Origin of the sequence: Desertivirga arenae, from assembly GCF_017355785.1 — a bacterium.
In the GTDB taxonomy this organism is placed as follows: Bacteria; Bacteroidota; Bacteroidia; order Sphingobacteriales; family Sphingobacteriaceae; genus Desertivirga; species Desertivirga arenae.
On the sequence record NZ_JAFEWE010000010.1, the window covers coordinates 21026 to 47092 of the forward strand.

A 26067-nucleotide genomic window follows, 5' to 3' on the forward strand; every position below is an offset into this window, starting at 1 on the left:
TTTTTTAATTAGTTTCCTAATTCAGAAAGGAATTTTATCCTCATTAACTGAAGCTCTTCTAAAGTATAATCGTCGCTGCCTAATTCTTTTAAAGCATCTTCGACTGAATCTGCCTCGGCCGAACGGAAATAATCGAATACTTCATCCTGGCGATCTTCATCAATCAGCTCATCTATATAATAATCCAAATTTAATTTAGTCCCTGAATTTACAATAGATTCAACCTCACGAATAATATCTTCATAACTAATACCCTTAGAAGAGGCAATGTCTTCCAGTGATATTTTACGATCTATATTTTGAATGATGGAAACCTTTAAGGCGGATTTATTGGCAGTGCTTTTTATAACAAGATCAACCGGACGGTCGATATCATTCTCTTCTACGTATTTCTTAATAAGTTCAATGAAAGGAGCACCAAATTTCATTGCCTTACCAGCTCCCACCCCCTGGATTTGTTTCAACTCGTCGACTGAAACAGGATAGTGAGTACACATTTCCTCAAGAGAAGGATCCTGAAAGACTACAAAAGGAGGCAAGTTTTTCTGCTTTGCGATCTTCTTACGTAAATCCTTCAACATCTGAAGCAGCTCCGTATCCAATGCACCTGTTCCTTGCTGAGCACCGTCTTCCTGCTCGTCTTCTCCAGTTTCCATCTGCCTGTTCAATATAAAACGGATGGAATGAGGGGATTCTATGAATGCTTTTCCAGACTTGGTCAAATGGAGCAGGCCATAATTATCTATATCCTTAGAGATATAGTTGTTCAGTAATGCCTGTCTAAGAAGGGACTTCCAAAGAATTATTCCATCTTCCTTGCCACTACCAAATAACTCATGTTTGTTTTGATCGTAGGCTGAAATCTGAGAGGTCTCCTCTCCTATCATGAAATTAATAATGTGATGGTCGTCGAACTTTTCACCAAACTCTTCTATCAGCTTCAGAACTTGCTGAAGCTTTTCTGATCCATCAAAATAAGTTTTGGTAGCCCGGCAATTATCACACATTTCGCCACATCCTGCTTCATTAAAATTCTCACCGAAATAATGAAGTATTTGCTTTCTTCTACAAACAGATGATTCTGCGTAATCAATTACCTCTTTTAATATCTGGGTTCCAATTTCACGTTCTGAAACTGGCTTGTCTTTCATAAACTTAGCCAGCTTATCTATATCTTTCTCAGAATAGAAAGCAACACATACCCCTTCTCCACCATCACGACCAGCACGACCAGTTTCCTGATAGTACCCCTCCATACTCTTTGGAATATCATGGTGGATGACAAAACGAACATCTGGTTTATCGATGCCCATACCGAAAGCAATTGTGGCAACAATTACCTCAACCTCTTCCATAAGGAACTTATCCTGTGTATCGGCGCGCACCTTGGCATCTAAACCAGCGTGGTAAGGAAGAGCCTTAATCCCATTTAAATTTAAAGCTTCTGCAACCTCCTCTACCTTTTTCCTGCTTAAGCAATAAACAATGCCTGTTTTACCACTATGTCCTTTAATGAAGCGAATGATCTCCTTCATGATGTTCTTTTTAGGTCTTACTTCGTAAAAGAGGTTAGATCTATTAAAAGAAGATTTGAATAAAGTAGCGTCGTTCATCTGCAGGTTCTTAATAATATCCTGCTGTACTTTAGGGGTAGCGGTCGCTGTTAAAGCTATAATCGGAATATTCTCGCCCAGATTGCTGATCACCTGACGGATCTTTCTATACTCTGGCCTGAAATCATGCCCCCATTCTGAAATACAGTGAGCCTCGTCTACAGCGACGAAAGAAACTGTGATCAAACGTAAAAAATCAACATTCTCTGCTTTCGCTAAAGACTCTGGCGCAACGTAAAGCAATTTTGTTTCTCCACTAAGAACGTCTTGTTTAACTTTTGTTATCTCAGACTTATTTAATGACGAATTCAGAAAGTGTGCAATACTATCTGTTCCTCCAAAAGCACGTAACTGATCAACCTGATTCTTCATCAAGGCAATCAGAGGTGAAATTACCACGGCAGTCCCCTCGCTCATTAAAGCAGGCAATTGGTAGCAAATAGATTTGCCCCCGCCTGTCGGCATTATTACGAATGTGTCTTTTTTCTGTAGTATATTAGTTATGATAGCTTCTTGCTCACCTTTGAAATTATCGAAGCCAAAAAAGTTCTGTAAATTATCGAATAATGATTTCTTTATCTCCATCGTCCTCACCGGGAAATTATTTAGAAAGGCTAAATTTAACGTCAAAATAACATATTTTTGCCGGAAAATCGTATGATTATTTAAAAAAAGATTATTTGAAAACAATTACTGATATCATACAAATTGCCCAAAGGACATTGCAAATTGAATCGGAAGGCATTTCCGGGTTAATGTCTAAACTAAATAATGACTTTGCCCTGATAGTAGAAAAGATACTTGGATTAAAAGGCAGGGTAATTATTACAGGGGTTGGGAAGAGCGGAATCATTGCTCAGAAGATCGTAGCCACATTTAACTCAACGGGTACTCCTGCTATCTTTATGCATGCCGCTGATGCTATCCATGGAGATTTGGGCATTATTCAGGATGATGATCTGGTTATATGTATTTCAAAAAGTGGGAATACTCCTGAAATCAAGGTCCTTGTTCCCCTTCTTAAACTTGCCGGAAACCCTTTGGTAGCGATGGTGGGCGATCGTTCATCTTACCTGGCGAAACAAGCTAATTACATCATCGATACAACTGTCGAAAAAGAAGCTTGTCCGCACAACCTTGCTCCAACCACCAGCACTACGGCACAACTAGTGATGGGTGATATCCTTGCGGTATGTCTGCTGGAATGCAGAGAATTTACCACTGCCGACTTTGCCAAATATCATCCGGGTGGTTCTCTAGGAAAAAGGCTATACCTTAAAGTAGCTGATATTTACATTCATAACGAGAAGCCAGAGGTAGATCCGGATGCATCGATTAAAAAGGTAATTCTGGAGATCACCAAAAACAGGCTTGGAGCTGTTGCAGTAGTAGACCAGGGCCGGATAGCGGGTATTATTACTGATGGGGATATCAGGCGAATGATGGAGAAGTTCGATTTGTATGATGGATTAACGGCAAAGGACATTATGGGTACAAGTCCGAAACAAATTGCAAGTGAAGAGCTTGCTGCAACTGCTTTCGATGTAATGCGTGCAAATAATATCACTCAATTAATAGTTACTGAAGGAAATATTTACAAAGGAATCATACATTTACACGATTTACTAAAAGAAGGATTTTTATAATATATACAAATGAAGGACTTTTATGCCGTAATTATGGCCGGTGGCATTGGGAGCCGCTTTTGGCCGATTAGCCGAACCGCACATCCAAAACAATTTATCGACATTTTGGGTACAGGGAAAACCCTTATTCAACATACCTATGATCGCTTTCTTAAAATTGTTCCCAAAGAGAATATTTATATTGTAACCAACGACATTTACAGAGATCTGGTTAAAGAACAATTACCAGACATCTCTGATTCGCAAGTATTAGGTGAACCTGTAATGAGAAATACAGCACCATGTATTGCTTACGCTTGTCATAAAATAAGTCTCTTAAACCCAAATGCTTCTATCGTTGTCGCGCCTTCAGATCACCTGATCACTGATACAGATGAATTTGTAAGGAACATTAACGATTCATTGAAAACAGCTGTTGAACATCAGTGCCTGGTTACTCTAGGTATCAAACCATCTCGTCCTGATACAGGATACGGATATATTCAATATAACTCACATACCATAGGTGAGAACTTTCATAAGGTTAAAACCTTCACAGAAAAACCAAATCTTGAACTGGCTAAGACCTTTGTTCAAAGTGGAGATTTCTTGTGGAATGCAGGGATATTCGTATGGTCGGCGACAGCTATCTTAAAAGCTTTTGCGAGCTACCTTCCAGAGATGAATGATATCTTTGTAGAAGGAGAAAGCGTTTTCAATACAGAAGCAGAGCAAGCATTCATTCAAAATGCCTACTATCAGTGTACTAATATTTCCATTGATTATGGTATTATGGAGAAAGCTGACAATGTGTATGTATTACCAACTGATTTCGGATGGTCAGATCTTGGTACCTGGGCTTCTGTATACGAGCTAGCAGAAAAAGACTATGTGGGGAATGCGGTTATACCGTCAGATAAGGTTATCATGTATGATTCCTCTAACTGTATGGTGAATGTACCTGGAGAGAAACTGGTAATCCTACAAGGACTACATGATTACATTGTAGTGGAAGCGAATAATACGTTGATGATCTGCCCTAAGTCACAGGAACAAGCGGTTAAACAAATCGTTGCTGATGTGAAGGGAAGATTTGGAACAGAATACATCTAAGTTAAATTAGATACAGAAATCTGAGAATCTAAGCATTCTCAGATTTCTTCTATAAAGACGGGATCAACTCTTCCTGCCCCGAGGGATTCGAGTCATACCATTTTCCCTGCACCTTTAAAACTTTTTCAATTACGTCCCGAACGCAGCCTTCACCGCCTCCTTTAGAAGAGATATAAGAACTTGCCGCTTTAACTTCTTCAACTGCGTCTGCCGGACATGCAGCAATCCCAACCACCTTCATTACAGGTAAATCAGGAATATCGTCCCCCATATAAACAGCTTGATCTGCGCTCAACTGGTGCTTGTTTAAAAAATCATGAAATACGTCCAACTTCTTATCTACTTTCAGATAAACATCGGTAATTCCTAAACCATTAAGACGCGATACAACCGTGTGAGATTTTCCCCCTGATATTACGCAGAAGAAATACCCTTTCTTTACCGCCAACTGCAGAGCGTACCCATCTTTTACATTAAATCTTCGCAACTGCTCGCCTGTTTCTGTAATCAGAATGGTTGAATCAGTAAGGACGCCATCAATGTCAAGAACAAAGGCTTTAATATCTTTAAGTTTAGAAAGGAAAGACATAGGGTAAAAACGGAAGGAGTTAAAATTAATCCCGGAAATTTGTCTTAACCGGGATTAAAGTTCTTATTATTGATTATCGCGCCACTCGTATACCCAGGTTGACTGGATCTGCTCAAGGTGGCCTTCATTACATTCTTCGCGTTTACCGACAAAGTTTGGGAGAGAAAGTACCCAATCCATCAATTCAGTAAAACGAATTCGGTATATCTTCGACTCATCAAAGTCGTCTCCAAATTTCTCATATAAGCCCATCGCGATATCTTCATAATCGCTCCAGGTAAAAGGTAATGCAAATTTATCCTGACTCATAAAATATTAATGTCCTAAAAATTGAGTTTGATCCGGTAGAGTTACTTCAATATCACCGTCAATTACTACACATTGACAGCCTAACCTTGAATTGATACGGGGATCTACTGCCCTATCGATGAAATCTTCCTCCTTATCAGAGATCTCCTGAAGATTGTCCATTCCTTTATTGACGTAAATATGGCAAGTACTACATCCACAAACTCCTCCACAGTTGTGTTGCAGTTCTATACCGTGATCCATACAAACGTCCAAAACAGATTCGCCCTCTGCAATAGGAAGTACTACGCTTTCATGGTCAGCCTCTTCAAAATTTATTTTTATATTAAAAATCTTCATTGCTGCGCAAAATTATAAAAATTGTCTCCTCATTAAGCCTTTTGATAGAAATTGATAATGTTTTGACTGATCAATCTATATATTTCCTCCAGTTCAGGTCTTTCTTTAAAAAACTCAACATGCTTATTAATAGTCATTTGATCATTTCTTACAGCAGGACCAGTCTGAACTTCATGGGGAAAAAAACTTTGCACTTTTGACGCAGTTTCCTCTATCAGGGGACGAAGAAGAGAAAAGTCTAACCCACTATCCTTTAAGATTCCATCCGCTATAGAATAAAGGTGATTGCTGAAGTTACAGGCAAAGACGGCAGCTACGTGAAGAGCCTTTCTTTTTTGTGAATCGAAAACAACCGTAGTTTCAGAAATAGAGCTGGCAAGGTCCCTTAGTACGTTTTCTATCTGAATGTCCCTCGCCTCTATAGCTATTGGTATTATTTTAAAATTCAGGGGCCGCTGTTTAGAAAATGTTTGCAGGGGGTAAAAGACACCTATTCTTTCAGACGCGCTTTCCAGCACTTCAAGTCCTGTTGTTCCGGATGTATGAACAAGCAGCTTGTCCCTGAAAGGAAAAGCTTTCGCTATATCCCCAATAGCAGTATCAGATACTGCTATAATGTAGACATCTGCATCAGGAAGAATGGCCTCGAAAGTATTTACTCCTTCTGCCAAAAGCTGAGTAGCCAGTTCTATTGCATTCTCAATTGACCTGCTCCAAACTTGTACGATAGTATGCCCCTTTTCCTGTAAGGCCTTACCCAAATGGGTAGCAACATTGCCGCTTCCTAAAAGGGTGATCTTCATATTAAGCCGTCTTAACTTCCTTGTTTCTTCTGAATATAGAAAGAAGGAAACCAATTACCATGATGATACTTCCACCCCAATAAAGGTTAATATAAGGGAACTTGATCGCTTTCATCACAATCCATTTCTTTTCTGCTGGCTTCTTCTGAAGTACCGTTAATTCAAGTTTACCCTGCTGAGGGTCTATCTTAGAAAAACGTAGTTTCAAACCTTCTTCATCAATAGCTTTCCCAAAGTCAAAAACATTCCCTCCTTTGATTAAATATAACGGTTGTGCACTATATACCTTTCCACTATTGTTGTGAACTTCAAGGTCCAAACCGATTGCTAAATCGCCGGGTGCCAATTCAATCTTTTCGATCTTTGCATTCCTATTTACTCCTTTTACAAGGATATATCCATTTCGATATTTTACAGTATCTCCCGGAGAAACCATCGAAGCAGAAGGGGTGTCATAAGCATCATCGGAATTTTGCTGTTCGTCAATCTCCTGCTGGTGCCCATTTGATTTTTGCTGCAAGGGTACACTGCTTACATGGGTGTAAATATCATTTAGTAAATAATGTCTGGTATCCGGAGAAGCTACAATAGAACGCATCTTTGCATTCTGCTGTGCATTTGGATAAAGAGTGAAATTCTCCTTTACTTTACCGTTATCAATAACTTTATAATTAACCAGATAAAAAGTATTGGGGCCTACGATAGAATCGCCGAGATAAGTAACAGTATACTTGTCCATGCTCACCGGCTCATTCTCGTAGAGCATAATATTCTCTTTAGGATTATTTTCTTTAGCAAACTCTTCGCCATATCCAACACCAGTTCTATTTAAAGAAATAACGTTGTTAGTTGCAGCTGCTACTAATGCACCCACCACTAACAAAGCAAATCCCATGTGCGCTACGGATGAACCAGCCAGTTTCCACTTACCTTTAAATGCTTCTATTAAAATTTTTCCATTACACACCAGGGAGAAAAATCCGGCGAAAGTAAGCACAATATACATTAAGTTACTGTATACCTTAGCTATAAATACGAAAGCTGCAGTAAGAAGAATTGAAATGATCAGTGTTATTATAATGGATGAAAAGAACTTCTTCGGATCCGTATTCTTATACTTCAGAAACTGGGTAAACCCAGAGATAAGTGCAATAACTACAGCAAACGGAACCTGCCATTTATTGTAATGTGCAATAACATCGATTGGAGGAGCTATTTTAGTACCAAGGATAGCATTAATTACCGGTCCGGAAGTGGTATACATAATCTGCCCACAAGAAAGTGCAAGCACTATCGCTCCAACAAATAACCAGAATTCGCGGGAATAAGTCTCCTCATCTTTTTTCGTTATCGGCATTTCCTTCCATCTTGCAACAAGAAAACCTACAGTAAGCACCACAAATACACCAATATACGCGATCAAATGTCCAAACATACCGAGATCGGTAAAAGAGTGAACCGAAGTTTCACCAAGAATACCACTCCGGGTTAGAAATGAAGCATATAGAACAAGTACAAAGCTTATTAAGGTAAGGAAAGTTGCAGTAAAATAGGAATGGCCGGAGTGACGGTAGGCTAAGATCACGTGCACCGCGGCAATTAAAGTTAGCCATGGAATGATAGAAGCATTTTCTACCGGATCCCATGCCCAAAAGCCCCCGAAGTTTAAAGCCTCGTAGGCCCAGAAAGAACCCATTATAATACCAGCACCGAGGATCATCACCGCAAATAAAGCCCAGGGTAAGGCAACAGCCGTCCAATCCTTAAATCTCTTTTCCCATAATCCAGCAATGGCATAGGCGAAAGGAACAATCATGGAAGCAAATCCCAGGAATAAAGTTGGAGGGTGAATTACCATCCAGTAATTCTGAAGCAAGGGATTTAATCCATTTCCATCAGCTACCAAAGAAAGATAATCAGGTCTGGAAAAAATCGGAGCCTGAATAGCATCACGTAATAGGATGAATGGAGAACTACCAATACGAGTGCCTACGATCTCTACCCCTAATAACATGGAAGCAAGGAATACTTGGGATAGCATTACAATAGCTAACACAGAATTCTCCCAGCTCTTAGCCTTCCAGACAAGAATATTGGCCAGAAGAGACTGCCAGAACATCCAAAGCCAAAAGCTTCCCTCCTGACCTTCCCAGAAACTTGAAATTATATAATGGGTAGGAAGAGATTTTGAAGAATGCGCCCAAGCATAATGATATTCAAAAAGGTGATTGTAGATGATGTAAAACAGGCAGGAACCAATTCCGATAACAGCGAGAGCATTAACCCAGGTGGCAATACGCCCCAGGTTCCGCCAGGAGTTATCAGGAAGGTCTTTAACCGATGCAAAATAATAAGAAATAGCAGCCAAAAGGGCTGAACCAAAAGACAATATGATAAAGAACTGGCCTAAACTACCAGGCAGAAGGTGTTCACCTTCAAATTTTATATCCATTAAAACCAATTATATTTTTACCTCAGACGCACCAGCTCCCTGAACTTCAACTTCATTCTTATTGTATTTCGATGGACACTTCATTAATATCTTTGAAGCATGAAACTCCTCGCCTACCATCTTACCGGTTAAAACAATCTGCTCAGAACGTTCAAAATCCTGAGGTTTTGTTCCATTGAAAACCACTTTACACTCCTTGCCTTTATTATCATGCATATAAAAAGCGAAATAGTTAGCATCGTGCTTCGGATTATAGATCAACTCTTTCCCTTTATCCAATTTACCCACCACATGCAACTCATCCTCTGTTTTTTGCGCATCGGCAAAGGTGCCATAAGTACTAGAATCAGCATATGTGCTGATGATTACTCCTATAGCAATAGCAATGATTATAATCCCAATTATTGAACTCTTCTTCATGAATACTGTGCGTGTTTACTACAGACAAACGACTACGGTGCCGCAAAATTACAAATACATTACGATTTACAGAATGAAAGGTTGGGAGATTAATCAGAGCAGCGTCAAGAAGTTCTGAGCATTTGATTAAAGTTGCAGGGCTTGCTTCTTTAACTCAGTATTTCTACGGATAGTTGCAATAAAGAGCCTTTTTACTGTCCTCAATGGTTGTTCTGGTATGAGTGTTGTAATTCTTAAGCGTAAACCTAATACATAAGATTATGAGGCATCAGGATAATTTGTCTGAAGCAATGGAAGTTTTCCTAAAACAGCTACCAGACCCAAATTTAACGAGAGATCCTACTATCGTAAGGGAAATCAATGTTCGGGGAAGAAAAGTTAAATTCACAGCACAAAAATCAAAAGGTCTTACAGGAATGACCTGGAGAATTAACTCCATATCATCGGAAAGCAAAGAAAGAAATTAGAAAGCAATATGAAGAAATCGTCTTTGAGCTTCGCAGCCATGATGCTGGTGCAGAACACCTGGGCTTGTGTTAGCTGCAACACAAAATTACAGGAAGCCATTTACGATGATAGTTTTTTACCGAACCTTGTCACAATGCTTTCTGCATTCATTGTTCTGGGAGTTATCGTATTCGTATTTTCTTATCTATCAACAAAATCGTATAAACTATTAACCAAGAAAAATGGAGTACTAGTTCCGGATCCTGTCCCCTTGTCAACCGCATCTATAGTAACAGGTATAGGACTTGGTGGTTTCGTAGATGGCATTGTCCTTCATCAGATGCTGCAGTGGCACGAAATGATCTCCTATCGCTTACCTCCTGCAACGCTACTTAATAAAAGTGTAAACATGTTCTGGGATGGCATATTCCATCTTTTCTGCTTTATTGTTGTATTAATTGGCATCATCCTACTCTGGAAGCTCCAATTCCGTAACCATATAAATAAGTCAGGAAAACTACTTATTGGAGGGATTCTATCCGGATGGGCCCTCTTTAATCTGGTAGAAGGAATTATAGACCATCAACTACTTAAACTGCATAATGTAAGAGAGATAAGTCCTAACCCTGAGCTCTGGAATATTAGTTTTCTAGTGGCTTTCATTGTTATGCTGCTAATTGGTATCTTTTTAATCAGAAGATCAAGCCATACTTTATAGTACAGATTATGTCAAAAAATTTCAATCAAACTTGCACAAGTAATATTTTTACCTTTACTTTGAACCACAAAGTTCTTTTAGATGAAAGAAGAAGATATTTACTCAGAGTTAAGTTCTATTAGGAATCTGATGGAGCGCTCCAGTCGCTTTATTTCCTTAAGCGGACTTTCAGGTGTGTTAGCAGGAGTCTATGCTTTAACAGGAGCCTTTATAGCTTACCGCTTGGTTTACCGGGAAGGAAGTGGTTTAAGGTTAAGAGATTTCTATGTAAATGAGCCCTTGATCCTTTGGCCCCTTTTTGCGATTGCACTGGCAGTCCTAATCCTTTCTATCTGTACCGGAGTATGGCTAACTATCAGACAGGCAAAAAGAAAAGGAGAAAATTTTTGGAACCCTGTAAGTAAGCGTCTTTTATCCAGCCTTTGTATACCTCTCTTTACCGGTGGATTTCTTATACTGGCGCTTATTGCCAGAGGAGAATATGATATTATCGCGCCGGTGTCGCTGATATTTTATGGACTCGCACTTGTCTCTGGAAGTCATTATACTTATTCTGATGTAAAATTTCTCGGATTTCTCGAAATAGCCTTAGGTTTGTTGGCTGCATTGATGCCTGGTTTTGGATTAGTCTTTTGGGTGATAGGGTTCGGGTTCCTGCATATACTGTATGGAGCTATTATGCATTTTAAATACGACAAGTGAAGATATCATTAGAACAATTCGATAAAGCTTTTGAAAACAGGATACGTTTGCAAGTAATGAGCGTATTAGTGGCAAATGAGAGTTACGATTTCAACTCTCTCAAAGAGCTATTGAACGTTACTGATGGTAATCTGGCATCTCATCTTAAAGCTTTAGAAAAAGAGGAATATATAACTGTCACTAAATCGTTTATAGGAAGAAAGCCGAACACGCAATATGCGGCCTCACCGGCGGGTAGAGAAGCCTTTAAGAAGCACCTCGAAGCGCTGGAAAATTTAATCAAACAACAAAAGAAGTAATATTTTTTTTTCTGCAAACTTTGAAATTCAAAGTACTTTAAATACCCATAACAATGAAAATAACACTGGAAAATCAAGGCGGAAGGAACTGGTTTGGTGAATCAATCCTAATGAAAATATTGCTTATCGGAAACTTCAAGATCTCGCGCTTCTCTTTGGAAGTATCGGACTATTTATCATTATCTCAACACTGATGTATCTATCGTCAAAAATTGAATGGAACAAACCGTTAACACTAGAAAACTTAAACCCAGAGATCCAGGGCTAACTTAAACCCACCTAATGGGCAGGAACAGTTTGAATTAAAATGGGCAACCTTAAACCACAAAATCAATACTCCATAATTCGATCTGTTCTTTGCCCCAAAAGGGAGACTTGAGATACCTGTGGAAAAGTTCAACATAAAACCTAATTAAATTACACAACATGCTACAACTTGCATTCAATAACCGATACTTCGGATTCTTTATTTCTCTTTTTATTGTAGAATTTTTAATTGGAAAGTATTTACACGACGATTTTGTAAGGCCTTATGTGGGTGATTTTTTAATTGTAATTCTTCTCTACTGTTTATTAAAATCCTTTGTAAAAATTCCTGTAAAACCCTCTGTAATTGCGGTTTTATTAATATCCTATGTTGTGGAGGCCCTGCAGTATATTAACGTACTCGACCTTATTGGGCTTCGTAATTCTACTGCGGCGAATATCCTACTGGGTAACTACTTTTCCTGGTGGGATATTTTGGCTTATTCTTTGGGTGCCATGTTCATAATAGCAATAGAGCCGAACACAAGAAGTACTACCCTTGAAAAACAGCTCTTCATTTAACAGCAGACCAGAAGCATGAGATATTTTGTTAAGACGGATTCCATCGTGAGGAAGATTTGGGGAAAAAGCGATACCATTCTGTTTATTTTTGCGGGAGCTTCTGCAGAATTTGCTTTAAACAAAGCGGTAGATTGGCTTTACTTTACTGGAAAACTCCCGGCAGATCCCCTGGGAAGGTTATTTTCTACTGTAGCCTACGCCCGTAGAATAGTTTTCTCAAACTATGGAGAAGCAATTGAAGCAATAGAAAAAATAACCCAGATACACGCTACGGTAGAAAAGAACAGAGGGGCAAAAATACCAGAATGGGCTTACAGGGACGTGCTGTTTATGCTAATTGATTACAGTATCCGGTCATATGAAGTTTTGGAACGGGAACTATCCATGGCAGAAAAAGAAGAGGTATTTGATGTATTTTACCGGGTTGGGGAGCACATGGGGATAGCCTCACTGCCTTTGACTTATACCGACTGGCAAAAAATGCGAAAGGCCGATCTGAAAGATAATCTCGAATTCAGTTCCTTTACCGGCCATCTTTATCAACAATACCGCAAACATTTGGGAGCTGCGCGCTTTCAACTATTGAAACAAGCACAAAAGCTCGTGGTGCCGGAAAGAGTTAGTGAATTACTCGATCTTGGACAGTTACCATTATTACTGCCTGTGTTGTATGTTTACAAGCTGACAAGGATAATCCGCTTAGAGCAACTTTTGAAGAATGCCATCCTTCCTGAGGAGTATAAGATGCAAGTGGCAAATCTTGATATTCCCCTGGCCCAGCATTAAAGTAAATCGAAATAAACAATTGCTATAGAATTTAAACAATCCGCAAGGCGAGCTAGAATACAAGCACCCTTTGCGGATTGTTTATTTATTTTCCAACCTTAACCGAATAGGTTATTAGTGAATTCCATTCTAATCTTTGACTGGAAATTTTCAATGGTTCTAAAGATCTCCTTCAGCGTAACGCGTTCAATTTTAGTTAACCGGTTAGGGTCAATGTAATTGTCAGGAGGTGTATTGTCATAGATGATCTGACTAGCCTGTTTCTTTAAACGCAAGCCCATCAGATAATAGTACGACTGCATAAGCTCGTTGTATTCTACGTCACTGAAAATACCCCGCTCTTTCAGTGCTTTCAAACGTTCCCCGGTATTTACTTTAAAAACCCTGTTCTTCAAAGAATAAACACGTACCAGGTCAACTATAGGGGTCATGGTTTTTTTAATATCAAAAACTTCCTGAGAGCCTATAGTTATCGTTTTTATGTTCTTGAAAAATGTAAGTGGCGGTTCATACTGAAGGGAGTTCTTCGCCATATTCGCAAACAACTTTTCCATGGGCTTCTGCAGTTCTTCATCAAGAAACTCGAAAAGCTCACTCATTATTGATTCTTCACCGTAGATGAAACGGCAATCGAAGAAGGTCGAAAACTTAATCACTGTTTCTGGTAAAGATTCCTGCATCCAACTGGTATAATTCCTCTTCCAATGAGATAGGGAGTGAGTCCAGTTAGGGTTACTGGCCATAAATCCACCAGTACAGTAACTGAATCCAATGAAATTAAGTTTGTCTGAAACCATAGAAGCAAACTTCAGAAAATACTCGCGTACCAATTCCCTTTGCTCATTCGCCTTGTCTTCGTATATGATCGCGTTATCCTGATCAGTCTTCAAAGTTTGTTCCTTACGCCCCTCCGACCCCAGCACCATGAAAACGAATTTAGCAGGAGGTTGCCCTATTTCCTCAATCACACTTTCTATTACTTTAACAGCTATCGTATCGGCAACGGTAGTGATCACATCATTTACGATCTCGGAATTTACTCCACGTCCAAGAAGTTGGTTAACGAACTGAGGAACCTTGTCCCATTTCGCTTTCAATTCCTCTACAGAAAGGGCAAGCTTAACAGATTGTATGAATACTAAAGGGGACTGAGCTTGTTCACTCAAAAGTTTATTTCTGCTGATGAAGCCTTTAAACTTACCTTCTTCCTCAATAAGGAGATAACGTGTTTTGGTCCTAAACATCATAAGGATAGCCTCGTACACATATGCCTGAGCACTTATGGAAACGATGGGATTATCCATGATGTTGGCAACGGCTTCAGAAACATCTCCCCTTTTTGCTATAATCTTATCTCTTAGCGTAATATCGGTCAGATACCCTATAATCTTACCCTCGTAATTTTTAACAAACAAACAGCTCAACCTATTTTCGGCCATTAATGCAGCAGCCTCGTAAGCTGGAGTATCAGGAAGGCAGGATATGATTTCACGAGGCTCTACGCTTTCCACCCTCCGGGAGTAAAGCTGTTCTGAGGCAATATAGCTCTCCTCAAAGGTGGCAGGAGCCTTTGCAAAATGAGCAAAATCATCATTCAACATCCGCCGTCCATACTCTTTTGAGAAGTAATGAAAAAACTCCTCAGAAGCTTTACATAAGGCTTTGAAGTCTTTGCGGGGAAGTGTAAAAACCTTAGTACCCTTTTTAGCGATCACAGACCTCAGGGATTTTTTTCTATTAAGAAGCACAGAAACGCCGCCATAACAATATCCGGGGCCATGGTGTTCCACCAAACGCTTGTTGTGCGCTGTATCGTAGAAGAATGACTCATATTCTCCTTCTACAATGATATCAACTCCCTTCATCTTTGTCACTTCTTGATGGTAAATCAGAAGATCTTTCGTATAACTTACCTCTGTTAAGAGTTCAGCTACGGTGCGTAGCACCTTATCTGGAAGAATATTAAAAGGTTTAACCTTTTTTATAATCTCAAAACGTTCGTTCATATAGCAAGCGCAATCAATAAGATAAAAAGAAGGACTATCGAAAAAAAGGCCCAACTATTACGTGTTTCTTTTTTCGGTTTTAAAGTTAAATCAAGAGGATTAGATGTTACCTCTTGTTCTGATAGGTCGCCTCGCTTCAACAGTTCAAAAAAACAGTCAGCTGTCGCTTTAGCATCATAAATAGCATTATGAGGTTTTATTAAACTGGCATGGAAAAGATAGTCGTACAATTCTCCCAACTTCATGAATTTCCTTTGAGGATTTTTTACGAATTTGGTCGTCGCCATCATGGTGCAGAAAGCAGGAAGTTTAAGATCTTCGATAGGATTTGCCAGGTTAGAACGTAAAAAGTCGGCAGCAAGAACATGGTAATCTAACTCCATAAAATGTCCAACAACTAGCGGTTTGTAGGTTGTTAGATCATTATAAAGTTTTTGCATAACTTCTCTCCTGTCTTTTCCATGAGTAGCAAGATAATCAGAAGTTATACCATGAATTTTTATAGAAGAAGAGCTAATCTTGAAATCCTGGTCACGGATATAGTGATCCTCACGTTTAATCTCCTGCCCTTCTCTATCGAAAATAACCCAGGAAGTTTGTACCGAATTTGGCCAGTTGTTAGGTTTCGAATAAGGTTCGTTCCACTTCTTCGGCAGACCGGACGCTTCAGTGTCTATGAATAGAAGATATTGATTCACATTTTTAAGTATATCCATTTTAATCGGCCCGACTGAAATGGTTAGTACTCAAATATAGTGTTCAAACTATGAAAAAGAAAAGATAAAAAACAAGGAATTAAAAGAAATCCCGGCACTGACCGGGATTCTGCGTTAATAAAACTTATTGATATTGATAATGTGCTGTCTCTGAAGATTTTTTCGTCACAATGTAGAAACTCTTCCAGCACTTCGCACAGTGGTACTTTTTCAGTGATTGAGTCCCAAAGGTTATCATTCGTACCAATGCCGATTTCCTTACTCTTTCAAAATCCTTTGAATTACATCTAGAGCAAGTTTTCTCATTTATATCTCCGAATCGAATCATAATAAATTCTCCTTTTCCTTAGTAAAACTTCAAAAACCAAACCAACTAATTAGCTTTTTTCCAAGCTTTAAGGTCGAAAATTAATAATAACGAACTTTCGACAAGGTAATAAGAAAACTTTTAAAAACAAAAGGAAACTGATTATGAATAGGTTACAAAAACACGTAAAAATCCTGCAAACCTTCACAAAGTGCTTCACAGGGCCATACACAGCCCTCTTTTTGTTATTTAATTACTATTTGATGATTTTTATTTCCTTTGGAGCCCTGATAGTAGTTCTAATTTTATTTGCACCAGTCTTAATATGCTTTACGTATACCACACCAGCGGGAGTAGGAAAAGTACCCTCTACCCATTCCAGATCCCCTAAATGCGGTTCAATTCTAATCTTTTTGCATCCTGGCTCCAGAACCTCAATGCCTAATACATATTTGGTCAGCCATGGAGTTGGTCCCGAAGCCCAGCCATGGCAAAGGCTTCTCCGGAGACCTATATAGCAATAAGCTCCCGTATTCCGGTGATAGTCGGTTTTTCCTGATGGGACAATATTATCAATTGGGGCAGCATTTTTGGCTTCATTCATATCGAAATCCTCCCAAAAGGTTGTAGCTCCCAGTTTTAGCATCCCTCCCCAATATTGACGAATATTGTTAATAGCAGTTTGATAATCAGACGCCTTAGCCTGAGCTTCTAACATATAATATCCGTAGAAGGTAGAAAAGTTCGTAGCTCCACCTACAGCAATAACATCCTGATTGGCTTTAACTGCAGGCATTACATTAGCTAGCGACAATAAAGAAGCAGCCTGCTTGGAACCATTAGGGTCAGGAAGATAACTTTTCATCTTAGTTAACATTGTGCGATAGGTTTCAGCCTTTTCTTTTTCTCCTAATATATCCGCAAGCCGGGCCCCTTTTTCGAAAGTCATTACCATCAAGGCTTGAAGTCCGGCATGTACACCCGGCTTGTTTTCACTTGAAGGCCAGTCTAGAAATCTCATTCCGGGACCATCTAACTTCTCATGCCCTTGTTGATCAACCTTTGTTAGAAACAGATCCAGCAGGGGTATAAGGTAGGCCTTTTGTTCCCTGAGGTAATCAAGTTTGCCATGGTACTGGTACCAATCATGCTGCATAATCACCCACCACATGGAATAGGCTGAGATTCCGTTCATCCAATTGGGTAAAGGTGTATGATCTCTTACAAAATCCAGGCTTTTGGGAACAACTTCATTATAGCCAAAAACATTGCTGATAGTCATAATTTCAGGATGCATGTCTCCGGCCCACACCATCCGGTCGCGTTTAATACCATCCCATAAATAGTCCTGCATATTCAAATGCACGGTGTAAGCTCCTGTTTCCCATATCCTATTTAATAGCGTATCATTCGATTTAAATGAGCCGAGATAAGGAATATCGCGAAGGGTGGCTACTCCCCTTATCTCTTTGAGAGCAAGAAAAGCATCGCGTTCAAGCAGGTCGATCCTAACGAAACGAAAACCGGAATTACCAACCTGAAGCGTGCCATACCCAGGAAGAGTTACTTCAAAATCCCTCATCGCATGATGGTTCGTTGCCCCTCCTTCTTTACCGGTAGTACCATCACCTATCACATCACTCATGGTCTCACTCACCGATTCGCCAAATCGAACACGCACTTTCCTGGTTACCCGGTTACTTTGAGAAGTAGTAATTTGAATGCCTCCATGAAACTCCTTTCCAAAATCAAGCACAAGGCCGGTTCTACTATTACCTTTATTAATAATCTTACAAACATTCCTCAATTCAAAGTAAGCCTGGCTATTCCCTTGCTCCAACAGCAGTTCGGGTTTAAGTACTAAGGAGTCGTTGGACTTCCAAACTATTCGCTTGGGAGTAAGATAAATTCGCGACAATGGGTCTCTTTCAGTTTTACCTAAAGCTAGTTGAGGGTAAATCATGGGCGACTGAGCGAATGCAGTTAAAGAACTTAAAAGGAATGCTGCTAGTAAACGAAGTTTCAAAACGATACGGGTTAAATTGGCTAATTAACAACGTACTAAGTTAAGATAAGGATCAGCAGAAGTTTACTACGGCCAGGCTCCCAGCAGTAAAAATTATGATACAGATCCAGGTGTTAGGTGCTCTTACTGTTTTGCTTCAAGTTCTTTTAGAACATTATCAATCCTCAGTTCCATTGTTTCGAGTGTTGCGAAACCTCTTGCCACCATAAAGAAATGATTGTCGGATGATTGAATGAAAGCGGCAGGGTAATTATTTACCTGAAGCTGCCTTGCCAGCGCAAATTCGTAATACGCGTCCTGCTTAAATTGCTCCAGGTGCATGTTGTAAATAAACTGGTCAGGGTCTATACCGAAATTAACAGCATGATAACGATATAACTCATCGCTGTTGGGATCTTTACCCTCGTAGAATATTGATTGCTGTAAATCGTATATAAAATCGAAAACCCGCTGAGGCATCGCCAATTTAAATACACTCAAGGCGATCGAGGGTCGTTCGGAATCGAAGATCATTGACCCTTTATCCAACTCGTGGAGAAAAGCTTCTCCAAAATCAATTCCTGTTAGCTCTTCAACCTGCTTATAATCGTCTTTGAAAGTTGGATAAACAACTGATACAGGTCCCGTGCGCGTTCCAGTAATCATCCCTCCACTTAAAATTTCAAATTCGAACACGTCCTTGTATTTGTCCCGCACAGCTTTTATCACTGGGGAAAAACCATAGCACCAAGTACAGAGGGCGTCGTAAATGTAGATGAATTTCAATTGCATTAAATAATAATGCCGGATGTAATGAAATGTTTAGACGGTTTTAACATCTTTTTCGTCGTAGCTTTCTATATCAGTTATATAATTATTACTGATGAGAAACTCGAAAAGAGGTTTCGCTTCTTTTGAAACCGGCATATTTTTGGTGGTTATGATCTCATTATTCTTTCTATCCAAATAAGGGTAGGCGTATAATTTTACATTTCTGCTAAAAAGATCACTCACATAAGCTAAAAGCTCATCTGTATAGTGTTCACCAAAACTAGCAGCATCGAAGATCCGTTTTAGGTTCGCGATGTTGGTTGAAATACCCACACTATTAGGACGACAACGTGAGAGGTATTGGGCGACTTTGTGATTTCGTGTAAAGTTAGAAACTATTACATTATTGCCTGTAGCACAAAGCTCTTCAGCCCTTTTAGCAAATTCTTCGAGTTCTTCTGTAGTTAATTCGGCAGATTCGTCCTGATTAAGCTCACTCGTCATTAGCACCTCAATCAAAACTTCAAGATTCTCACCTTTAATGTTCTGAGTTTTTTTAAACTGGTCTACCGCCCTATTAAAGAGGTCAAAATTTGGAGTAGATTTCTGCTTGTACTTTGTACGCAGGATCATAATATCTTTCTTGTACAAAAGATCTTTAGATTGACAGGCATTACCTTTCTCATCAAATATGGCAGCTCCTGAAAATCCTTTTGCTATTAAATATAGGTTAACCAGGCGATCATTAGCATTTTGAAATACGGGACCACGAAGATTTATCAGGTCAATTTCAACGGACCCGATTGATAGATTATCCACCAGAGATTCAATCATTAATTGAATATCATGACTATGATAATAAGCGGCATATACTAAATTGACTCCGATCACGCCTAAAACGTTCTGTTGAAGAATAGTATCGGTATCCAGCAACCTGACATGCAGAATAATATCGTTGTGTTCTCCCCCAGGTGTACTTTGAAAACGCATTCCCAGCCAACCATGAGGGTCATTAGTTTTACTGAAATTAAGGGTACTAACAGTATCTGCAAATGCAAAAAATTTGTGCCCAACATATTTATCCCCGATCAACCGTTCAGATAGCAAAGCATATTCGTGTGCAAGCATCTTCTCGAGTCTTGATTTACTTACATACCGGCCAGATATTTCCGCTCCATAAATAGAGTTACTAAAAACCATATCATAAGCCGACATCGTTTTAGCGATAGTACCTGAAGCTGCTCCAGCTGTAAAGAAGTTACGTGCTACTTCCTGTCCGGCTCCGATCTCTGCAAAGGTTCCGTAAATGGCTGGATCAAGATTTATTCTGAGTGCTTTTCTTTTGGTTTCGGGAATTTCTCTCTGCATGCTTTCAAAAATATATTTTTTCGCTGATAGGAAGCAGTTTTTGAAGGGCTTTTGTTTAAGATTTCAGAAACTTTTCGCTCCTGATCCTTACCCCAGACCCATAGAATACCATTGATACACCCGAATATCTACTCATTGCTAGATGGTTAACACAAAAACAAAACTGTATTGTTTACTTTAAAAAAAACTCAAAAAAACGATGGGCTTATTTCGATTACTAGTTACAGGTGCTGCCGTAGCAGCAGGGGTACATTATGTTACAAAGAAGCGTCCTGACGGAACTTCTATTATGGATGATTTAAAAGCTAAAGCACCGGAATGGAAGGAAAAGGCGAAGCCTTATATGGACAAGGCAAAGCCTTATATGGACAAAGTTGAGCCGTATATTAACCAGGTTAAAGATCAGATCACGAAAATGACTGAACCTGAAAAACCAAAAACTAATGGTTTTTCCTCGAATCCGGACCCAGCATCAGGAATAGGAACTCTATAGATACTTAAGGCCGTTAAAAAAGACGGCCTTATTTCAAAACTCAAAATTCTATTCCTATTTCCACAAAGGAATTCCTCTCACTATCCTTAGCTCCCCATCTCTTCCTCAATAATACGAGGAGGCATTTCCGGGAATGATCTGAGACATGTTCGAAAATCTGGCCTGCCACCTGCAATTAATTTAAGCCATACCTGCAACCATCCCGGGACTATCCACTAAGCAGGTACAGCTTTGGTATAGACAATCTCAGGGCAATGATCGCTATAAGGTCGCTATAAAGTCGCTGTAAGGTCGCTATAAGGTCACTATAAGTATTTTGATTTTAGATGGCGGAATGCCGGGGAATGGATCAAATTTAAAAAAAACCATCTTAACAAAAGAAATAAAACGCGCAGAACAGAAGCGAAATAACGTGTTGAAACAAAAGAGCCACGCTGATAGGTGGCTCTGATAAAAAGATTGTCTTAAATTATAATCTTACACTTTTTTTTAACCGGATATCATCAGACGAAGCACCGACAAGAATTTCAAACTTGCCTAACTCCATCTTCCACTGACCCGCTTTCTCGTCAAAAAACATAAAAGCATTCTCATCGAAAGAAAGCGTTATCTCTCTAGATTCTCCTGCATTAAGAAAAACTTTCTCGAACCCTTTAAGTTCCTTTTCCGGCCTTTTTACTGAGGATTTCGTGTCTCTTATATAAGCCTCAACGACTTCAGCTCCAGGTCTTAGGCCTGTGTTAGTTATTGTAAAAGTTGCTCTAACCGTACTACCAGACTTACTCAATTTCAAGCCCTTGTAATCGAACTTGCTATAAGACAAACCATGTCCGAAAGCGAACTGCGGTTTTACTTTGTAGGTGTCAAAGTATCGATAGCCAACAAAGATATCATCCTTATAACGAACATTAATACTATCCCCAGGATATTCACCTAACTTATGAGCTGGAGAGTCTTCCAGTTTCTTTGGCCAGCTGAATGTTAGTTTACCAGAGGGGTTAACATCTCCAAATAAAACTTCTGTAATAGCGTTGCCTCCTTCTTGTCCCGGATAGCCCACCTGAAGAATTGCTTTAGCTTTTCCCTCCCATTTACTTATGTCTAAGGCGCCTCCGCCAAACAAAACAACAATGGTATTAGGATTAGCAACAATAACTGCAGAAATCAACTCATCCTGTCCAAAGGGCATATTCATGTTTGTTTTATCAACTCCTTCCGCATCAAATGCATTATCGTTCCAAATGCTATAATTATAACCGTGGGTCCATCCTCCGAAAACAACAGCAACCTCTGCAATTCGGGCTGCCTCAACGGCCTCTGCAATAAGTTTCTCATCTGCCTTTGCTTTTCTTGTTATGGTATACCCCTGAGCAAACTTTATCCCGGCTGTATTCCCTACACAAGCTCTTATTCCTTCCAGAGGGGTTACCTCATACTTCGGGCGCACTTGTGAACTACCGCCTCCCATAGAGTTTTTTCGATTTGCGTTTGCTCCAATAACTGCTATAGTTTTTACGCCTGTCTTTGAAAGAGGAAGTACATTATTTTTATTCCTTAATAAGATGATCCCTTCTTCTGCAACTTTCTTTGCGACCGCAGCATGGTCTGAAGTTGCATAAGCACCTGGAGTTCGTTTAGCATTGATCATGTTAGTCTTGAACATAACACGAAGGATCCTACGTACTTTATCATCTATCACTGATTCGGATACCTGCCCTGATTTAACCATCTGTAAAGCAGGTGCAGCCATGTAGAATTGGTCAAATGATTTGGCAGGGGTTCCTATATCAGTACCCATTTCCAGGTCTGCGCCTCCCAAGAGGGCCTCTTTGGTTGAGTGAACAGCACCCCAGTCGCTCATTACCAAACCTTTAAATCCCCATTCTCCTTTTAATATTTTGTTGATAAGGTAATCATTGTAAGTACAAAATTCTCCGCGGAACCGGTTGTAAGCACCCATTAACGTATTTACTCCACCTTCCACAACGGCAGCTTTAAACCCTGGAAGATAAATTTCTCTTAATGCACGCTCACTCATCTCTACATTGATGCCATCCCGTCGAATTTCCTGGTTATTGGCCAAATAGTGTTTAACACAAGCCGAGACGCCCTGGTCTTGCACCCCTTTTATATATCCTACAACCATTCTGGATATCAGATAAGGATCTTCGCTCATGTATTCGAAGTTCCGACCATTAAGAGGAGTACGCAAAATGTTAATTCCAGGGCCCAGGATCACATCTTTACCACGCCATTTAGCTTCGCTTCCGAGTACTGCGCCGAACTTGTATCCTAATTCAGGGTTCCAGGTTGAAGCCAGCGTTAAGCCAACAGGAAGGTAAGTTGATGAATCGTTACCCTTGTTGTCAAGCACCCAATCGCGGCCATGTTCTGGTCTTACGCCATGTGGGCCATCAGAGGTAACAAGTTCCGGTATCCCTAAGCGAGGAACGCCACCGGAAGTGAAAGAAGAATTACCGTGCAACATGGTTATTTTTTCTTCCAGACTGAGCTGTTTAAGCAGAGCCTCCACTTTTGCCTCTATTGCCGGGTCATTCTGCTGTTGGGCAATTGTTGGATTTTTAGAGAAAATAAAGAAGCTAAAAATCAAGCAACCTAAAAGATCTTTTTTCATCATTGATTATGTAGTAGTGTAAGTTTATAATATTTTACCTCCTAAGGAAATAGTAACATCACAAGTTTCTTTAGGTTCGAGACTAATTTCAATATGCAGAGCCATTTTGCCTTAATAATCAATACAGGCAAAAACCTAGACAATTTAAATTTCCGCTTCAAGCAGGCATCAATAGATCCAACACCTGGATTAATGTTTTTATTCCATAAAAGTATAGCGTATTTAATTTAAAACCTGGAAACACGGAATAGGTCTATCAGGATCAATTATTGAAACTGCAATTCAACTTTGGCGCTTTGAAGGCCCGGGGAACTGCCCTCAACTACCACCCTCCCTTTCTTTTCCATCGACCTTATTATGGCAAGGGCAAGTCCGTTAAATGCTTTTCTGTAATTAGTTTTAAAAGATTCCATACTAGTTGGTGAGCCATTATCCACTGCTTCAATTTCGGCATAACCCTGTAATTTGAAAGTGATCAGCTGATCAGCATCGGGAACTAAATTTCCATCTTCATCTACTACCTTGGCTGTTATGAAAGACAAATCTTTACCATCAGCTTTGATTTTAGACCGGTCGGCAGAAAGAATAATTCTAAACGGATTCCCTGCAGTACTTACTTGTTTAGTAAGTACTACTTTTCCGTTCTTCCGGGAGACCGCTTTTAACAGTCCAGGCTCATATTTCACTCGCCACATAACGTGGAAGTCATCGTTTTTTGATCTTATACCAAGAGATCTTCCATTAAGGAAGAGTTCCACCTGATCGGCATTGTTGTAATAAGCCCAAACGTCAATCTCCTGTCCCGGCTTCCAATTCCAATGCGGTAAAATATGCAGGACCGGCTTCTTAGTCCATACACTTTGATACATGTAGTAAGAATCTTTAGGAAAGCCAGCAAGGTCGATAATGCCGAAATAGGAACTGCGTGCCGGCCATGGGTATGGGGTGGGCTCACCAAGATAGTCGAAGCCAGTCCAAATGTACATACCTGAAACATGGTCTAACCTTTCAAACTCTTTTAAAGTCTCTTCGTGAGTGGAACCCCAGGGCGCATGGCAGTTATCGTATGCTGAACAAGTAAGATCAGGATTTCCTGTAAGTAAAGGCTTGTCCCAAGCTGGAGGCCAGAGACGTATGCTATCAGAACGCATATCATAATGTCCACGTGTTTGTAAAGCAGAAACAGATTCGGTAACAATAAATTTCTTTTCGCTACCCCATGTTTTATGAAAGTCTTTATACTTACTATGATTATAATTATAGCCTATCAGGTCCAGTGCTCCAGATTTAATTAAATTGTTCCATGGATTCACTTCGTTATTTGCAGTGGTGACGGGGCGTGTTTTATCAAGGTTTTTAACAATGCTCACCAGTTCACGGGTGATGTTACGACCAGAGGTATCTCCCTTGGCTTCGTCTCCCCATTGCTCCTGGATTTCGTTCCCTACGCTCCAGATGAAAACGCTTGGGTGGTTCCTATCGCGCAGCACCTGGTCTTCCAGGTCTTTTACATGCCATTTATCCCAGTCTCGGCTATAATCGGATGGGTTCTTCCCCTTCTTCCACATATCAAATGCTTCATCCATTACAATAAAGCCCATTCTGTCGCAAAGATCAAGAAGCTCGGGTGCCGGAGGATTATGAGAAGTACGAATCCCATTACAGCCCATTTCTTTAAGTAATTCTAACTGGCGTTCTGCTGCCCGTATATTAAACGCAGCACCGAGAGCTCCAAGGTCGTGATGATTACAAACACCACGTATTTTCAATTTCTTCCCATTAAGTGAAAAGCCACTAACCGCATCAAAACTGAAGGAACGGATCCCGAAGGAGGTTTCATAAGAATCTGTTACTTTTCCGGATACCTGTATTTTCGTTACCGCCTTATAAAGGTGAGGGTTAACATCTGACCACAGTGATGGATTACTTATAGAGAATGTTTGTATAATATCTTTTGAATCATTTAAAGTAAAAGGAGAAGAAGCACTGGCAACCATCTTTCCTTCAGGAGAATATAGTGCTGTTAGTAATTGTGCCTTTCCTTTTCTTCCGGAAGTATTCCTAACTCTGATCTGTAAATTAACAAGTGAAGATTTGTGACTCACTTGGGGAGTAGTAATAAATGTGCCCCAATTGTCAACAAAGGTTTTGCCAGTAGTTGTCAGGTATACACTCCGATAGATTCCCGAGCCTGAATACCATCTTGAATTAGGCTGCTCGGCATTATCTACCCGAACTGCAATAGTATTGGTTGAACCATAGTTAAGGTATGGGCTTAGATCATAACGAAAAGAAATATATCCATTTGGTCTGATACCAAGGGAATGCCCATTAATCCAAACCTCACTGTTGCGGTAAATCCCTCCAAAATCTATGAACACCGATCTGTTTTTTGAGGAAAGGGGAACTGAAAATGTTTTCCGGTACCAGCCAATGCCACCAGGTAAAGCACCACCACCCTGCCCCGAAGGATTTTTTTCATCAAACTTACCCTCAATGCTCCAGTCGTGAGGAAGATTAAGAGAACGCCATCTACTGTCGTCAAAAGAAGCAGTGCTGGCTTTTGACACCTCCCCCAGGTAAAACTTCCAGCCTTTATCAAAGTTTTGAATATTCCTTGTTTGAGCTTCTGTTACACCAGTCAGGTGGAAATATATCAACAGTAGAAGTATTATGTTAAATATGAGTTTTTGCATCTTTAGTATAGACTATCTCGGGAAGTA

The 26067-nt window shown here is 39.9% G+C and carries 25 protein-coding genes; 11 read left to right on the forward strand and 14 right to left on the reverse strand.

The features are described from left to right. Positions 1 to 8 precede the first annotated feature (8 nt). A complete protein-coding gene (recQ, locus tag J4N24_RS18130; RefSeq protein WP_207535262.1) occupies positions 9 to 2198 on the reverse strand; it encodes a DNA helicase RecQ in 2190 nt (729 codons plus the stop codon). Between the two features lie 95 nt (positions 2199 to 2293). On the opposite strand from recQ, the gene J4N24_RS18135 reads away from it, so the two are divergent. Beyond that, a complete protein-coding gene (locus J4N24_RS18135) occupies positions 2294 to 3259 on the forward strand; it encodes a KpsF/GutQ family sugar-phosphate isomerase (RefSeq protein WP_242691710.1) in 966 nt (321 codons plus the stop codon). Positions 3260 to 3268: 9 nt separating this feature from the next. Beyond that, positions 3269 to 4351, forward strand: a complete 1083-nt coding sequence (locus J4N24_RS18140) for a mannose-1-phosphate guanylyltransferase (protein WP_207535139.1) — start codon at positions 3269 to 3271, stop codon at positions 4349 to 4351. A 49-nt stretch (positions 4352 to 4400) separates the two neighbouring features. On the opposite strand, the gene J4N24_RS18145 is transcribed toward J4N24_RS18140, so the two are convergent. The 6 genes from J4N24_RS18145 to J4N24_RS18170 form a co-directional block, all read right to left on the reverse strand. Then, entirely contained in the window at positions 4401 to 4940 is a 540-nt protein-coding gene (locus tag J4N24_RS18145; RefSeq protein WP_207535140.1) for a KdsC family phosphatase, read from the reverse strand. Positions 4941 to 5006: 66 nt separating this feature from the next. Beyond that, entirely contained in the window at positions 5007 to 5249 is a 243-nt protein-coding gene (gene iscX / locus J4N24_RS18150) for a Fe-S cluster assembly protein IscX (protein ID WP_207535141.1), read from the reverse strand. Positions 5250 to 5255: 6 nt separating this feature from the next. Further along, positions 5256 to 5588, reverse strand: coding sequence for a 2Fe-2S iron-sulfur cluster-binding protein (locus tag J4N24_RS18155; protein WP_207535142.1), 333 nt, complete (start codon positions 5586 to 5588; stop codon positions 5256 to 5258). 32 nt (positions 5589 to 5620) lie between these two features. Then, entirely contained in the window at positions 5621 to 6391 is a 771-nt protein-coding gene (locus J4N24_RS18160; protein WP_207535143.1) for a Rossmann-like and DUF2520 domain-containing protein, read from the reverse strand. A gap of 1 nt (position 6392) precedes the next feature. Beyond that, positions 6393 to 8843 (reverse strand): heme lyase CcmF/NrfE family subunit, encoded by a 2451-nt coding sequence (locus J4N24_RS18165; RefSeq protein WP_207535144.1) that lies wholly within the window; start codon positions 8841 to 8843, stop codon positions 6393 to 6395. Between the two features lie 9 nt (positions 8844 to 8852). Next, positions 8853 to 9263, reverse strand: a complete 411-nt coding sequence (locus tag J4N24_RS18170; protein ID WP_207535145.1) for a cytochrome c maturation protein CcmE domain-containing protein — start codon at positions 9261 to 9263, stop codon at positions 8853 to 8855. 260 nt (positions 9264 to 9523) lie between these two features. On the opposite strand from J4N24_RS18170, the gene J4N24_RS18175 reads away from it, so the two are divergent. The 8 genes from J4N24_RS18175 (at position 9524) to J4N24_RS18205 (ending at position 13043) form a co-directional block, all read left to right on the forward strand. Further along, positions 9524 to 9730 carry a hypothetical protein gene (locus tag J4N24_RS18175; protein WP_207535146.1) on the forward strand — a complete coding sequence of 69 codons (207 nt, stop codon included), beginning with the start codon at positions 9524 to 9526 and terminating at the stop codon, positions 9728 to 9730. An 8-nt stretch (positions 9731 to 9738) separates the two neighbouring features. Then, positions 9739 to 10428 (forward strand): DUF2243 domain-containing protein, encoded by a 690-nt coding sequence (locus J4N24_RS18180; RefSeq protein ID WP_207535147.1) that lies wholly within the window; start codon positions 9739 to 9741, stop codon positions 10426 to 10428. Positions 10429 to 10509: 81 nt separating this feature from the next. Continuing rightward, positions 10510 to 11130, forward strand: coding sequence for a hypothetical protein (locus J4N24_RS18185; protein WP_207535148.1), 621 nt, complete (start codon positions 10510 to 10512; stop codon positions 11128 to 11130). Beyond that, positions 11127 to 11429, forward strand: coding sequence for a winged helix-turn-helix domain-containing protein (locus tag J4N24_RS18190; RefSeq protein WP_207535149.1), 303 nt, complete (start codon positions 11127 to 11129; stop codon positions 11427 to 11429). The genes J4N24_RS18185 and J4N24_RS18190 overlap by 4 nt, the downstream gene beginning before the upstream one ends. A 53-nt stretch (positions 11430 to 11482) precedes the next feature. Next, the gene (locus J4N24_RS25605; protein ID WP_242691711.1) at positions 11483 to 11623 is read left to right on the forward strand and encodes a hypothetical protein; all 141 of its coding nucleotides are present in this window, start codon (positions 11483 to 11485) and stop codon (positions 11621 to 11623) included. Then, complete coding sequence (locus tag J4N24_RS25610; RefSeq protein ID WP_501981604.1) at positions 11593 to 11697, forward strand: hypothetical protein; 105 nt, start codon at positions 11593 to 11595, stop codon at positions 11695 to 11697. The genes J4N24_RS25605 and J4N24_RS25610 overlap by 31 nt, the downstream gene beginning before the upstream one ends. 158 nt (positions 11698 to 11855) lie before the next feature. Then, entirely contained in the window at positions 11856 to 12257 is a 402-nt protein-coding gene (locus tag J4N24_RS18200) for a ribosomal maturation YjgA family protein (protein WP_207535150.1), read from the forward strand. Positions 12258 to 12272: 15 nt separating this feature from the next. Beyond that, positions 12273 to 13043, forward strand: coding sequence for an oxygenase MpaB family protein (locus J4N24_RS18205; RefSeq protein WP_207535151.1), 771 nt, complete (start codon positions 12273 to 12275; stop codon positions 13041 to 13043). Positions 13044 to 13141: 98 nt separating this feature from the next. Here the strand turns inward: J4N24_RS18205 and J4N24_RS18210 are convergent, their stop codons facing one another. The 5 genes from J4N24_RS18210 to J4N24_RS18230 all read right to left on the reverse strand — a co-directional run bounded on the left by J4N24_RS18210 (position 13142) and on the right by J4N24_RS18230 (position 20216). Continuing rightward, on the reverse strand, positions 13142 to 15049 hold the full coding sequence (locus J4N24_RS18210) for a DUF294 nucleotidyltransferase-like domain-containing protein (protein WP_207535152.1): 1908 nt from the start codon (positions 15047 to 15049) through the stop codon (positions 13142 to 13144). Further along, positions 15046 to 15765 (reverse strand): 3'-5' exonuclease, encoded by a 720-nt coding sequence (locus J4N24_RS18215; protein ID WP_242691712.1) that lies wholly within the window; start codon positions 15763 to 15765, stop codon positions 15046 to 15048. Before J4N24_RS18215 ends, J4N24_RS18210 begins: the two co-directional genes overlap by 4 nt. 563 nt (positions 15766 to 16328) lie before the next feature. Continuing rightward, positions 16329 to 18098: an alpha-L-rhamnosidase-related protein gene (locus tag J4N24_RS18220; protein WP_242691713.1), complete on the reverse strand. Its 1770-nt coding sequence runs from the start codon at positions 18096 to 18098 to the stop codon at positions 16329 to 16331. A gap of 123 nt (positions 18099 to 18221) precedes the next feature. Further along, positions 18222 to 18869, reverse strand: coding sequence for a DsbA family protein (locus J4N24_RS18225; protein WP_207535153.1), 648 nt, complete (start codon positions 18867 to 18869; stop codon positions 18222 to 18224). Between the two features lie 30 nt (positions 18870 to 18899). Beyond that, entirely contained in the window at positions 18900 to 20216 is a 1317-nt protein-coding gene (locus J4N24_RS18230; protein ID WP_207535154.1) for a nicotinamide mononucleotide adenylyltransferase, read from the reverse strand. A 199-nt stretch (positions 20217 to 20415) separates the two neighbouring features. On the opposite strand from J4N24_RS18230, the gene J4N24_RS18235 reads away from it, so the two are divergent. After that, positions 20416 to 20709, forward strand: a complete 294-nt coding sequence (locus tag J4N24_RS18235; RefSeq protein ID WP_207535155.1) for a YtxH domain-containing protein — start codon at positions 20416 to 20418, stop codon at positions 20707 to 20709. Positions 20710 to 21178: 469 nt separating this feature from the next. Here J4N24_RS18235 and J4N24_RS18240 read toward each other — a convergent pair whose 3' ends face one another. Beyond that, a complete protein-coding gene (locus J4N24_RS18240) occupies positions 21179 to 23347 on the reverse strand; it encodes a glycoside hydrolase family 3 C-terminal domain-containing protein (RefSeq protein WP_242691714.1) in 2169 nt (722 codons plus the stop codon). A gap of 263 nt (positions 23348 to 23610) precedes the next feature. Beyond that, positions 23611 to 26004, reverse strand: a complete 2394-nt coding sequence (gene galB, locus J4N24_RS18245; protein WP_242691715.1) for a beta-galactosidase GalB — start codon at positions 26002 to 26004, stop codon at positions 23611 to 23613. Positions 26005 to 26067: the final 63 nt, after the last annotated feature.